At 63.2% G+C, this 12,944-nt stretch carries 10 protein-coding genes; 3 read left to right on the top strand and 7 right to left on the bottom strand.

Annotated features, from left to right (window positions below):
- Positions 1–166 precede the first annotated feature (166 nt).
- The 3 genes from FBZ93_RS13460 to FBZ93_RS13470 all read right to left on the bottom strand — a co-directional run bounded on the left by FBZ93_RS13460 (position 167) and on the right by FBZ93_RS13470 (position 3,537).
- Entirely contained in the window at positions 167–1,393 is a 1,227-nt protein-coding gene (locus tag FBZ93_RS13460; protein ID WP_146986417.1) for an ABC transporter substrate-binding protein, read from the bottom strand.
- Between the two features lie 354 nt (positions 1,394–1,747).
- Positions 1,748–2,968: an ABC transporter substrate-binding protein gene (locus tag FBZ93_RS13465; RefSeq protein WP_050426139.1), complete on the bottom strand. Its 1,221-nt coding sequence runs from the start codon at positions 2,966–2,968 to the stop codon at positions 1,748–1,750.
- Between the two features lie 206 nt (positions 2,969–3,174).
- Positions 3,175–3,537 (bottom strand): DUF1304 domain-containing protein, encoded by a 363-nt coding sequence (locus FBZ93_RS13470; RefSeq protein WP_146986418.1) that lies wholly within the window; start codon positions 3,535–3,537, stop codon positions 3,175–3,177.
- A 211-nt stretch (positions 3,538–3,748) separates the two neighbouring features.
- Here FBZ93_RS13470 and FBZ93_RS13475 point away from each other — a divergent pair, with 211 nt between their 5' ends.
- The gene (locus tag FBZ93_RS13475) at positions 3,749–4,273 is read left to right on the top strand and encodes a methylated-DNA--[protein]-cysteine S-methyltransferase (RefSeq protein WP_146986419.1); all 525 of its coding nucleotides are present in this window, start codon (positions 3,749–3,751) and stop codon (positions 4,271–4,273) included.
- Positions 4,274–4,972: 699 nt separating this feature from the next.
- Here FBZ93_RS13475 and FBZ93_RS13480 read toward each other — a convergent pair.
- Genes FBZ93_RS13480 through FBZ93_RS13490 form a run of 3 tightly spaced genes read right to left on the bottom strand, consistent with a single transcriptional unit; the run spans position 4,973 to position 7,890 of the window.
- Positions 4,973–5,419, bottom strand: coding sequence for a response regulator transcription factor (locus FBZ93_RS13480; RefSeq protein ID WP_433995408.1), 447 nt, complete (start codon positions 5,417–5,419; stop codon positions 4,973–4,975).
- Positions 5,420–5,452: 33 nt separating this feature from the next.
- Positions 5,453–6,127: a response regulator transcription factor gene (locus tag FBZ93_RS13485; protein WP_146986420.1), complete on the bottom strand. Its 675-nt coding sequence runs from the start codon at positions 6,125–6,127 to the stop codon at positions 5,453–5,455.
- Entirely contained in the window at positions 6,121–7,890 is a 1,770-nt protein-coding gene (locus tag FBZ93_RS13490; protein ID WP_246667462.1) for a PAS domain-containing sensor histidine kinase, read from the bottom strand. Before FBZ93_RS13490 ends, FBZ93_RS13485 begins: the two co-directional genes overlap by 7 nt.
- Positions 7,891–8,241: 351 nt before the next feature.
- Here FBZ93_RS13490 and FBZ93_RS13495 point away from each other — a divergent pair, with 351 nt between their 5' ends.
- Entirely contained in the window at positions 8,242–8,508 is a 267-nt protein-coding gene (locus FBZ93_RS13495; RefSeq protein WP_146986421.1) for a hypothetical protein, read from the top strand.
- A gap of 390 nt (positions 8,509–8,898) precedes the next feature.
- Here the strand turns inward: FBZ93_RS13495 and FBZ93_RS13500 are convergent, their stop codons facing one another.
- Positions 8,899–11,691, bottom strand: coding sequence for a [protein-PII] uridylyltransferase (locus FBZ93_RS13500; protein ID WP_146986422.1), 2,793 nt, complete (start codon positions 11,689–11,691; stop codon positions 8,899–8,901).
- Positions 11,692–11,889: 198 nt separating this feature from the next.
- On the opposite strand from FBZ93_RS13500, the gene FBZ93_RS13505 reads away from it, so the two are divergent.
- Positions 11,890–12,864 carry an aliphatic sulfonate ABC transporter substrate-binding protein gene (locus FBZ93_RS13505; RefSeq protein ID WP_146986423.1) on the top strand — a complete coding sequence of 325 codons (975 nt, stop codon included), beginning with the start codon at positions 11,890–11,892 and terminating at the stop codon, positions 12,862–12,864.
- The last annotated feature ends 80 nt before the right edge of the window (positions 12,865–12,944 follow it).

Genomic DNA, 12,944 nt, shown 5'->3' on the forward strand with positions numbered 1-12,944 from the left:
CGAAGCAATCCATCGCTCCGCAAGTGGAGGAATGGATTGCTTCGCTTCGCTCGCAATGACGGCGACGCGAGGTGTCGCAACGCAGAGCGACGGTGACACGGCGCGGTCCGCAGAAACAAATCGGCGGCCCGGAGGCCGCCGATTGCATGTCAAACCTGCACGAACACTAACCCGCCGGGCCGGCGTCCTCGAGGATCGGGCCGAACAGCTCCCAGCGCTCGCCATTGAAGCGCATCATCTGCAGCTGCTTGTTGACGCGATAGTCGTTCGGCGTGGTGTTGCCCTTGATGCCGGGCAGCGTCATGTCGAGGTCGACGTTCTTCAGATTGGTGGCCTGCTTCAGCACGTTCTCGCGGGTCAGCTCGTCGCCGCACTGCTTCAGCACATGCACCATCAGCTGGGCGGTGGAGTAGCCATAGGTGTTGAAGTTCGAGTTCTTGTCGCCGTCCGGATAGTATTTGGCCATGAAGTCGAAATAGCGCTTCATGCCCGGATCGTCCTTCCACTGCGGATCGGCGGGATCCTTGCCGTAGTTGGTCGAGATCAGGCCCTTGGAGGCTTCGAGGCCCGCCGGCTGCAGCACCGCCCCGACCGAGGTGGCGTTGATGTCGACGATGTGGACCGGGTGCCAGCCGAGCTCGGCGATCTTCTTGATCGCCTGCGCGGCCTGCTTCGGCGTCGAGGCCGAGAAGAACAGGTCGGCGCCCGCATCCTTGATCTTGATCACCTGGGAATCGATGGTCGGGTCGGAGACCTCATAGGAGGCTTCGGCCACGATCATCTTGGCGGCCTTGTCGCCGAGGCCGGCCTTGATGCCGTTCAGGTAGTCTTTGCCGAGGTCGTCGTTCTGATAGAGGATGCCGATCTTGGCGTTCGGATGCTCCTTCAGGATGTACTGGCCGTAGATGCGGCCTTCGACGAAGTAGTTCGGGTTGAAGCCGAGCGTCCAGGGGAAGTTCTTCGGGTCGGTGAACTTCGAGGCGCCGGTGGCCGCGAACAGCTGCGGCACCTTCTTGGCGTTGAGATATTTCTGCACCGCGGCGTTCGACGGCGTGCCGACGATCTGGAAGGTCAAGAGCACTTCGTCGCTCTCGACGAGCTTGCGCACCTGCTCGACCGCCTTCGGCGGCGAATAGGCGTCGTCATACTGGATCAGATTGATCTTGCGGCCGTTGATGCCGCCCTGATCGTTGATCATCTTGAAATAGGCCGCCTGGGTCTTGCCGATCGAGGCGTAGGCGGAGGCCGGTCCGGAGAAGGGGACGGTCTGGCCGATCTTGATCTCGGTATCGCTCGCGCCGGGATCGTATTTCTTCTGCGCGGAGGCCGACGTTGCAGACAGCGCGATCGCGAGCGCCGTTCCCGTGACCAGGTGGAAAATCCCGTTCCTCATAATGCTGTTTCCCTCACGTGACTGATGTTGGCCGATGATCTTGTCCGCGGGTTCAAGGTCCGCGGTCGCCATCGCTGGGCCGGGATACTGGCGGAACGCTTGCTGCGACGCAAGACGACCAATGCCGAAAAGGTGAGCGATTTCAGTCAACGAAAGTAGGGGGCGGCGCAAAAAGAAGGGCGTAGCGGGGGAGCTGCACACTCAGCGTCGTCCCTGCGAAAGCAGGGACCCATAACCACACATGGTTATTGTTGGCGGACGCCGAAATGACGAGTCCCGTTCACAATTCCCGCCGCAGAGTATGGGTCCCTGCTTTCGCAGGGACGACACGTGGCAAGAGCTGCGCCGTTTGACCTAGCCCGCCGGGCCGGTGTCCTCGATGATCGGGCCGAACAGCTCCCAGCGCTCGCCGTTGAACTTCATCATCTGCATCTGCTTGTTGATGCGATAATCGTTCGGTCCGGTGGTGATCGACATGCCCGGCAGCGCGAGTGACGGCACGAACTTCTTCAGGCTGGTCACCTGCTTCATCAGGTTCTCGCGGGTGAGGTCGTCGCCGCACTGCTTGAGCACCTGGATCAAGAGCTCGGCCGTCGAATAGCCGTAGGTGTTGACGGTGTTGAGCTTGTCGCCTTCCGGATAATACTTGTCCATGAAGGCGAAATAGGCCTTCACGCCGGGATCGTCCTTCCACTGCGGATCGGCGGGGTCCTTGCCGTAATTGGTCGAGATGATGCCCTTGGAGATGTCGAGGCCGGCCGGCTTCAAGGTCGCCGACACCGGGCTTGCATTGATGTCGAGGATGTGGACCGGGTGCCAGTCGAGATCCGCGACCTTGCGGATTGCCTGCGCCGCGAATTTCGGCGTCGACGCGTCGTAGAGCAGGTCGACGCCGGCGGCCTTCAGCTTGACGATCTGGGAATCGACGGTCGGATCGGTGAGCTCGTAGGACACTTCCGCGACGATCATGCTCGCGGCCTTGTCGCCGAGCCCGCTCTTCAGGCCGGTGATGTAGTCGCGGCCGAGATCGTCGTTCTGGTAGAAGATGCCGATCTTGGCGTTCGGGTGGTTCGCCAGGATGTATTTGGCGTAGATGCGCCCTTCGGACTGGTAGTTCGGGTTGAACGCGATCGTCCACGGCGCGTTCTGCGGATCGGAGAAGCGCGAGGCGCCGGTGGAGGCGAGCAGCTGCGGTACCTTCTTGGCATTCAGATATTTCTGCACGGCGGCATTTGACGGCGTGCCGATGATCTGGAACGTGAACAGCACCTCGTCGCCCTCGACGAGCTTGCGCACCTGCTCGACCGCCTTCGGCGGCGAATAGGCGTCGTCATACTGGATCAGGTTCAGCTTGCGGCCGTTGATGCCGCCCTGGTCGTTGATCATCTTGAGGTAGGCCGCCTGGGTCTTGCCGATGCCGGCATAGGCGGATGCGGGGCCCGAGAACGGCACGGTCTGGCCGATCTTGATCTCGGTGTCGGTGGCGCCGATGTCGTATTTCTTCTGCGCGGCGGCCGATGTAACCGACAACGCGATGGCAAGCGCTGTCGCAGCGAGCAATTGCACGCTCCTCATGTCCGTGACCTCCCATGTTGCCGGTGATCTTGTCCGCAAGCGGTGGGCCAGCGGATGTCACCGTTGTCAGGGATGATGGAGGAACGCCCTGAGCATTGCAAGGCAGGGCGCCCTGCGCGCGATGTCGCGTTCGAGCATGATCCGGAAAAGTGTGAAGCGGTTTTCCGAGCGGATCATGCTCAGAAAACCAAAAGCGCGTCCGCGCTTTAGGCAAGCCAGAGCAGGATCAGTGCCAGCGCAGCCGGTGCCGCCTGCACATAAAGGATGCGGCGGCCGACGGTGGCGGCGCCATAGGCGCCGGCGACGATCACGCAGAGCAGGAAGAATGTCTTGATCTGGAACGCGAAGGCGGCGTTGCCCTGCACGAGGCCCCAGATCAGTCCGGCGGCGAGGAAGCCATTGTAGAGCCCCTGATTGGCGGCGAGCACCGCCGAGTCGGTTGCCTTCTCGATCGAGTTGCGGAAGGTCTTCAACCCGAGCGGTTTGGTCCAAAGGAACATCTCGAGCACAAGGAAATAGACGTGCAGCGCGGCCACCACCGCGACCAGAAAATTGGCAAGCACAAGCATATTCGGTCCCCCCAGAGCCTCGGTTCTGATTGAATCAGAACCGAAGCTCTAGATTCTTATTTTGACGCGTTTCCTTCACGCGAACCGGTGTCCATCCCGCATCTAGTGCGGGACGGGCTTCGCTCGAAAACGCCCTAACCGGAATTCGGGTGGACGCTAGCACGCGGGCGGTGAATTGTATGCCGAACACGCTGCTTACAGAGTGACGACCATGGCCGACCGCAAGACCGCCCAGACCTTCAACCTCGACCGCCTCAAGACCCCGATCGGCACCGCGCTGCTGGTGACCGATGATGACGGCGTGCTGCGCGCGCTCGACTGGGACGACTATGAAGGACGCATGCTCGACCTGCTGCGGCTGCATTATGGTGCCGTGACGCTGCGGGACGGAAGCGCCCCGGCCGCGATGCGCAAGGCGCTCGGCGATTATTTCAACGGCGATCTCGATCGGCTCGCGGATGTCGAATGGCGCGTCGCCGGCACGCCGTTCCAGCAGAAGGTCTGGCACGCGCTGCCGAAGATTCCTCACGGCACCACCATGAGCTACGGCGCGCTGGCTGTGAGGCTGAAAGTGCCGAACGCGATGCGCGCGGTCGGCCATGCCAACGGCTCCAATCCGATCAGCGTGGTCGTGCCCTGTCACCGCCTGATCGGCGCCAATGGCTCGCTGGTCAAATACGGCGGGGGCCTCGAGCGCAAGCGCTGGCTGCTGCGCCACGAGGGCGTGGAGATTTAGTGGCGTCTGCCCGTGAGGCGCTCAATCGAGATCTTCGCTGGGCATGCTTCGCAGGTCGCGCACGATATAGAGAAATACGATGAGCGAAGGCACCCATGCGAGGATCGCTCCTACCAGCATCGCATCGACCGTCGTCATGACGTCTCCTTTGAGCGTTGTTGGCCGTTGTCGTCAGATCAATTTCTTCGATGGGCCGCAGGTCCTGGCGAAGGGATACAGCCACTTCCAATAGGCCCTGTTGCGCTCCAATTGCCGCTTGTAGATTTCGCGGCACTTCACCGAACAAAATTGCTCGAAGTGCCAGCTATGCCGGATCAACCCGAACGGCCGCTTGCATCCCGGATTCCCGCAGCGGCCTGTCATGACGCGGCCTCGGCATTCGAACGCGTAAGCCAGCGAATGAAGTTCGCCTGACCTTGGTAGAGGCAGAGGCGTCCGCAGTAGCGTTCACCCGCCGGATTTCGCAAACAGATGATCTTGGGCTCTTCGCTGTCGCATTGGGCACAGCGCGGTTCCGCACGCATGGCGACCTCCCTCCGAGGAATTGCCATTTGCCATTCAAAATGTCTGACGTGGTCCTTGCCGCCGGTGAAGAGCGGCGACGCGAAATCTCGCGCCACGGCCGCGCCTGCACAACTTGTCCAGATGTTTGGCGGCATCATCCTTGCGTATACCGGTCCGCTCATGCCTGATTTGAACTCAATCGCTCGTCGCGGCGTCGCGCTGGCCGAGGGCGGTATCGAGGCATTTGATCAGAACGTCCCCGTCGAAGGGCTTGACCAGAAAGCAGATCGCTCCTGCTTTCAGGGCTCGGGCGCGATCGTTCTCGACGGAGAAGGCTGTGATGAAAATGAACGGAAGGCGCTGTCCGTTGGCAATCAGGTGACTCTGCAGGTCGAGCCCGCTCATCGCCGGCATCCTGACATCCGTGATCACACAGGATGTGTCGTTCAGGCGGGGCGAGTGCAGGAATTCCTCGGCCGACGCGTAGGTCTCGACCGCATAGCCCAGCGACCTGACGAGATTGTGGGTCGCGGTGCGAACCGAGACGTCATCGTCGATGATTGATATCACTGGCGGATTGGACAAGGAGGTCTTCCCGGGGACGGTCGGATAGGGCTTGGTTTGTGCGATGATGCGGCGCACAGTGCGTCGCCAATCGGGGCCGGAGAATCATACTTAGGTTTGCGCCCCGCCGGATGCCCGTCCGATCCCGAGGATCTCGGCCATCCTGACCAGATCGGGCAGCGACTTCGCCGCCATTTTCCGCATGATCTGGCCGCGGTGGATCTTCACCGTGATCTCGGCCACGCCGATTTCCGCGGCAACCTGCTTGTTCATCAGTCCGGCCGTGACGAGAGTCATCACCTGACGCTCACGCGGCGTCAGGGTCGCGAAGGCGCCGCGGAGGTTTGCGAGAACCTTGGCCTCATCGCGACGGCTTCTGTCGCGGTCGATCGCTGTCGTAACGGCATCCAGCATGTCCTGATCGCGGAATGGCTTGGTCAGGAAGTCGACCGCTCCGGCCTTCATGGCCCTGACCGTCATCGGGATATCGCCATGACCGGTCATGAAGATGATCGGAATATGAATGCCGGCCTTCGCCAGCTCTGCCTGAAAGTCGAGGCCGCTCAGCCGGGGCAGCCGGATGTCCAGGATCAGGCAGCTCGGGACATCCGCCGGCTTGTGCTGCAGAAATTCATGGGCCGACCCGAACGTCACGGTTCGCAGGCCGACCGACCGGAAAAGATTGCTCAGCGCGTCCCGCACCGACGCGTCGTCGTCGATGACGAAGACGATCGGATCCTCGGCGTTGGCTTGAGTGGGAGGCGATGCCGCGCGCCCGGTCACCATGCATGCTCCTCCTGATGCAATGGCAGGGTGAACTGGAATGTCGCGCCGGGGCCGATCTGTTCGACCAGGGACAGGCGGCCTTGGTGGGCTTCGACGATCGAGCGGCAGATCGACAAGCCCATTCCCATGCCGCTGGTCTTGGTGGTGTAGAAGGCGTCGAACAGCCGGTCGGCATTCCCGGTCGCAACCCCGACGCCACAATCGGTGACCGTGACCAGGATCTGCCCGGCATCGTCGTCATGGCGGGTCCGGATCACGAGCTCCCGCGGCCGCTCCGCGACCGGCTGCATCGCCTCGATGCCGTTGAGGACCAGGTTGAGGATGACCTGCTGCAGCTGGATGCGGTCGGCGACCACAGGCGGGAGCGCGGGAGTGAGGTCGAGCCGCAGGGATATCAGGTGGCGCTGCAGTTCATGCTGCACCAGGCCGATCACCTCGTTGATGACCTCATTGATGTCGAGCGGCGCCTTCTGATCGGTGGTCTTGTTCACCAGCGCGCGGACGCGCTGGATGACCTCGCCCGCCCGGTTGCCGTCGCTGATGATCGACCTCACCGCTCCGCGCGCCTCATTCAGATCGGGAGCCGCCCGGTCGAGCCAGCGCAGGCAGGCCGCGGCGTTGGTGACCACGGCGGCAAGCGGCTGGTTCACTTCATGGGCGATCGATGCGGCAAGCTCGCCGAGCGCCGTCACGCGCGTGACATGCGCAAGGTTGGTCTGCGCTTCGTGCAATTTCGCCTCGGCCAGCTTGCGCGCCGTGACGTCGGTGACCGCTCCGACAAATTCGGTGTCGCCCGACATGTTCGTCACCGCATGCGCCCTGGCATGGACATATTTGATCGCCCCGTCGGGCATCAACAGGCGGTAGCCGTGCTCGAAATCCTTGCGATCGAGCGAGGCGCGGTCGATGGTCCGTTGCACGCGATCGCGATCATCAGGATGGACGCGCTGAAGGACCGTGCCATGCTTGATCGATGGAACCCGGTCGAACTCGAATATCCTGAAGGTTTCCTCCGACCAGATGATCTCGCCGCTGGCGACATGCCAGCCGAAGCTGCCGGTATGGCTCAATCGCTGGGCCTCGGTCAGGTACATTTCACTCTGCTGCAGCGCATTCTCGGCGTGTTTGCGTTCGGTGATATCCTCGCAGGCGATCAGGACGATCAGCTGATCGTCCAGCCGCCGCACCGCCTTGGCATTCTCGCGGACCCAAAGCCTGGAACCGTCCTTGCGGACCTTGCGGATTTCCCAGCTGCGGGTTTGCCCGATGTTGTCGAGGCATGCGGCGACGCTGCGCAGGACCATTTGTTGTTCCTCGGCGGCAAACACCCGCAGCACGGATTGTCCGAGCAATTCGTCGACGGTGTAGCCGAGTTGTGCCGCGCCGAACGTGTTGACCGACAGCACGAGGCCCGTCGCGTCGACCATGAAATACATGACCGGGTTGTGCTCGAACACCTCTTTCCATTGCGCTTCGCTGTTGCGCAGCGCCTCGATCGCGCGTTCTTCGCCGCTGGCCCGGCCGCGCAGCATGGCCTCCATCTGCCTGCGGGTGCGGCCGACCAGGCGCATCATCAGCAATGTCGCGGTCAGCGACGCGACGAGCAGCGCGAGGGCAACCAGATGGGCGGACGCTGCAGGCTGCGGACCAAGCACCAGCCCGATGCAGGTTGCGGCCAAGGCCAGCACCATGCCGCCGAGCAGCCATTGTTCGGCGGACCAGGACCTCGTGGTCGGGTTGGGCATCATCGGCAGCACCAGCACTTGGCCGTCACGGGCCGCGCTGCGTCGCTAGGTGACCGCTATCATCAGCGGCGACAACGTCGCCCTCCTAACAGGCTTGATATTAGCAGCTTTACCGGCGTCCGGACGAAATCATGCGGGCCTTTGGCGATTCACGCGCGTGAGAGATCGCGCGGAAGGCGAAGCGCGCAGACGCACTCAGGTCCAGGTTGCGACTAAACCTAAGTATGGTCCTCCCCAGCCGAATGTAACGGCCGGATCAACCTCCGTTCAATGGCCCGTTTCTTCCCGGTGACTACGCTTATTGGGTAACTCGATGACAGTAGAGGTTTCCGGGCTTCGGCAATCGCCAATCAGAGACGGGAGATTGAAATGCCCAACAGGCGCCTGCATTTGATCCTCTGCTCCGAAGATGCCGGGCACGAGGCAACGCGTCAGAGGCCCGAGCGCAGCTTTCAGCCGACCGTTATCGATGGTGGCAAGCAGGTCGCGAGCGTGCCGGCCGATCAATCCTGGATCGATCTGCTCGACGTCTTCGATTTGGGCGTCGTGATCTGTCAGGCGAGCTACCTGGCCTTGCTTGGTGCGAGCCTGGCAGCGCTGCAGGCGCAAGCAGGCGCGCCGGATCAAGCATCGTAGGCCACCCCAGGAGTTAGCCCCGGCAGGCTGCCGGACCGGAGCGATGGCTGCTCACGCCAGGGTCGCGCAGACGGGTCCGATAACAGCCTCCGTGAGAGCCCGGAATCCAGTCCCCTCTAGCCCTGATGGATTCCGGGCTCAGTCTTTTCGGAAGCGTCCCGAATCACGGGCCAAGCTGTCGGACCTCGCGGCGTCGCTCCTTTGGTCGGAGCGCTTTCCATTCCGTCATCCTGAGGAGCGCGGAACGCGCGTCTCGAAGGGTGAACGGCCCGGACGCTTCCGCGTACTCCGACTCGTTCTACAATAGCCGGGCCGTCGATCCTTCGAGACGGCCGCTCCGCGGCCTCCTCAGGATGACGGGACAGGCCTATGCGCCCCCTACGATTCGATCTACGCCGCCGGCTTCGCGGCCTGGTCCTCGCTCGACAACAGGTGCAGCAGCGAGCTCTTGATCGCCGATTGCCGGGTCGGCGCGGTGATCTGGGCGCCGAGCAGATCGGTGACGTAGAACACGTCGCGGGCGCGTTCACCGAAGGTCGCGACGTGGGCGGAGGCGATGTTGAGGTTGAGCTTCGAGATCGCGGTGGTGAGCTGGTAGAGCAGGCCGGGGCGGTCGAGGCCGGAGACCTCGATCACGGTGTAACGGTCGGACCACTGGTTGTTGATGGTCACTTCGGGCTCGACGATGAACGGCCGCGTCTTGCTGCGCACCGCGCGCTTCGCCACCGCCTCGGGCAGCCTCAGCTTGCCTTCCAGCACGTGCTCGATCATCTCGCCGATCCTTGTGGCGCGGCGACCCTCATCCTCGTCGCGATCGTATTCGCGCGAGATCGAGATGGTGTCGAGCGCACGGCCGTCGGTCGTGGTGTAGATCTGCGCGTCGACGATGTTGGCGCCGGCCGAGGCGCAGGCGCCCGCGATGATCGACAGCAGCCAGGGATGGTCGGTCGCCAGGATCGTGAGCTCGGTGACGGCGCGGATCTCGTCGAAGCCGACATTGATCGCGAGCTTGTGGCCGGCCTGCTCGCTGGCGCGGATGAAGCGTGCCTGGCGGATCTTGCGCGGCAGCTCGACCTTGAGCCAGTAGGCCGGATAGTGCCGGCCGATATAGGCGTTGAGCTCGGCCTCCGGCCATTCGGTGAAGGCGCGGCGGAATTCGGCCTGCGCCACCGCGATGCGCTGGGCGCGGTTGACCTCCGAGAAGCCGCCGGTCAGCACCGGCTCGGTCTCGTAATACAGCGTGCGCAACAGCTGCGCCTTCCAGCCGTTCCATACGCCGGGGCCGACGCCGCGGATATCCGCGGTGGTCAGGATTGTCAGCAGCTTCATCTGCTCGACCGACTGCACCACGGCGGCGAAATTCTCGATCGTCTTGCGGTCCGACAGATCGCGCGATTGCGCCACCGTCGACATCGTCAAATGCTCTTCGATCAGCCACGCCACCAGCTCGGTGTCGGCGGCGGAGAAGCCGAGCCGCGGGCATAGCCGCCGCGCCACCTTGGCGCCGGCGATCGAGTGATCCTCCGGCCGGCCCTTGGCGATGTCGTGCAACAGCGTCGCGATATAGATCACCGGGCGGTGCTCGGGGCGGATCTTGCGGAACAGGTCGCTGGCGACCGTGAACTCCTCGTTGCCGCCGCGCTCGATGTCCTGCAGGAAGCCGATGCAGCGCAGCAGATGCTCGTCCACCGTATAGTGGTGGTACATGTTGAACTGCATCATCGACACGATCTTGCCGAAGGCGCGGATGAAGTGGCCGAGCACGCCGGTCTCGTTCATCCGCCGCAGCACGACCTCGGCATTGTCGGAGGTCAGGATCTCCATGAACAGGCGGTTGGCTTCGTCGTTCTCGCGCAACTGGGTGTTGATCAGCTTCAGCGAGCGCGTCACCGTGCGCATCGCATCGGGATGGAAGGCGAGGTTGTTCTGCTGGGCGAGGCGGAAGATCCGGATCAGATTGACCGGATCGTGCTTGAACACGTCGGGCGCGGCGAGGTTGATGCGGTTGTTGTCGACGATGAAGTCGTCGCTGCCGTTAACCCGCCGCCGCTTGGTGCCGGGCCGCAGCCGCGCCACCATCCGGCTCAGCACCGGCGCCGGCTTGTTGTGCTCCTCCTCGAGCTTGGCGCACAGGATCGCGGTGAGGTCGCCGACGTCTTTCGCGATCAGGAAGTAGTGCTTCATGAAGCGCTCGACGTCCTGCATGCCGGGATGCGAGGTGTAGCCGAGCCGGACCGCGATCTCGCGCTGCATGTCGAACGACAGCCGCTCCTCGGCGCGTCCGGCGAAGAAGTGCAGATTGCAGCGCACCGACCACAGGAAGTCGGCGCAACGGCGGAAGGTGCGGTATTCCTGCGCGTCGAACACGCCGCGTTCCAAGAGCTCATCGGTCTCGCGCACGCGGTAGACGTATTTGGCGATCCAGAACAGCGTGTGCAGGTCGCGCAGGCCGCCCTTGCCGTCCTTGACGTTGGGCTCGACCAAATAGCGCGACTGGCCGGCGCGGCGATGCCGCTCCTCGCGCTCGGCGAGCTTGGCAGTGACGAATTCCGACGCGGTGCCCTGCACCACTTCCTTGTCGAAGCGTTCGACCAGCTCGTCATAGAGCGGCTGGTCGCCGGTCAGGAACCTGGTTTCCAGGATCGCGGTGCGGATCGTCATGTCGCCGCGCGCCTGGCGGATCGATTCATCGACCGAGCGCGTGGCGTGGCCGACCTTCAGCCCCATGTCCCAGAGGCAATAGAGGATAGCTTCGGCGACCTGCTCGCCCCAGGCGGTCTGCTTGTAGGGCAGGATGAACAAAAGATCGATGTCGGATTCCGGCGCCATCAGTCCGCGGCCATAGCCGCCGGTCGCGACCACGGCCATGCGCTCGGCGCCCGAGGGGATCGGCGAGTGGTAGAGATGCCTTGTCGCCGCGGCATAGAGGATACGGATGATCTCGTCCTGCACGAAGCAGAGCCGTTCGGCGCAGCGGCGGCCGTGGCGGTCCTTCAGCAGCAGCGCCTGCGCCGTGGCGCGCGCCGCGATCAGCTCGGCCTTGAGCAGCTGCGCCATCGCGGCGCGGAACTGGTCCTCGCGGCCGGCATGCTGTTCGGCGAGTGCATTGACCGCCGCGGTGATCCGCTCGGTCTCGAAACGGTCATCCGCCTCAGGGCGGACTTCGGCTACGACGCTGTCCATACGTTCATCCGATATCGGACGAAGCTGTTGCTGTCACGGACCAAAGTATGACGACAGCAGCTCCATGCTTTCCTGGCGGCGCTTCGGGCAAGATCGTTCTCGCGCCGTCGCGTAAAGGGTAGAGATTTTCTCGTTGACCGCAAGGCTAACTCATTGAATTAAAAGATTGTTTCTTAATCTGATCGAGGAGGTCGACGAATGCACAAATTTTCCCGGCGCGCCTTCGCTGCGCTGCTCGCGGTCTCGACATTCCTGCCCGGCGCGGCCCTCGCTGCCGACGCGGTGAAGGAGATCCGGATCGACTGGGCGACCTACAATCCGGTGTCGATGGTCCTGAAGCAGAAGGGCCTGCTGGAGAAGGAATTCGCCAAGGACGGCATCAGCATCGTCTGGGTACAGTCGGCCGGCTCCAACAAGGCGCTCGAATTCCTCAATGCCGGGTCGATCGATCTCGGCTCGACCGCGGGCTCGGCCGCTTTGGTCGCCCGGATCAACGGCAACCCGATCAAGTCGATCTATGTCTATTCGCGCCCCGAATGGACCGCGTTGGTCACATCAAAGGATTCCAAGATCGCGTCCGTCGCCGACCTCAAGGGCAAGCGCGTCGCGGTGACGCGCGGCACCGACCCGCACATCTTCCTGGTCCGCGCGCTGCTCGGCGCCGGGCTGACCGAAAAGGACATCACGCCGGTGCTGCTGCAGCACGCCGACGGCAAGACCGCGCTGATCCGCGGCGACGTCGACGCCTGGGCCGGCCTCGACCCGATGATGGCGCAGGCGGAGGTCGAGGAGGGCGCCAAGCTGTTCTACCGCAAGGCCGACGCCAACACCTGGGGCATTCTCAATGTTCGCGAGGAGTTTTTGAAGGCGCATCCGGATATCGTCCGCCGCGTGCTCGCGACCTATGAGGAGGCGCGGAAATATTCGCTCGCCAACTATGACGAGCTGAAAAAGACCTTCATCGCGGTGACCAAGCTGCCGGACGCCGTGGTCGACAAGCAGCTCAAGGAACGCACCGAGCTGACCCATAGCCGGATCGGCGCCCCGCAGCGGGAATCCATCCTCGCCGCCGGTCTCGCGCTGCAGCAGGCCGGCGTGATCGACGCCAAGACCGACGTGAAGGCCGCGCTGGATGCGTTGATCGACGACCAGGTCCCGCTGCCGACGAACTAACCGCCGTCGTCAATTACTCTCCGTCGTCCCGGCGAAAGCCGGGACGACACGGGATGAAGCCGGGCTGCCCCCACCTTGCA

This window comes from Bradyrhizobium macuxiense, from assembly GCF_007993935.1.
Lineage (GTDB): Bacteria > Pseudomonadota > Alphaproteobacteria > Rhizobiales > Xanthobacteraceae > Bradyrhizobium > Bradyrhizobium macuxiense_A.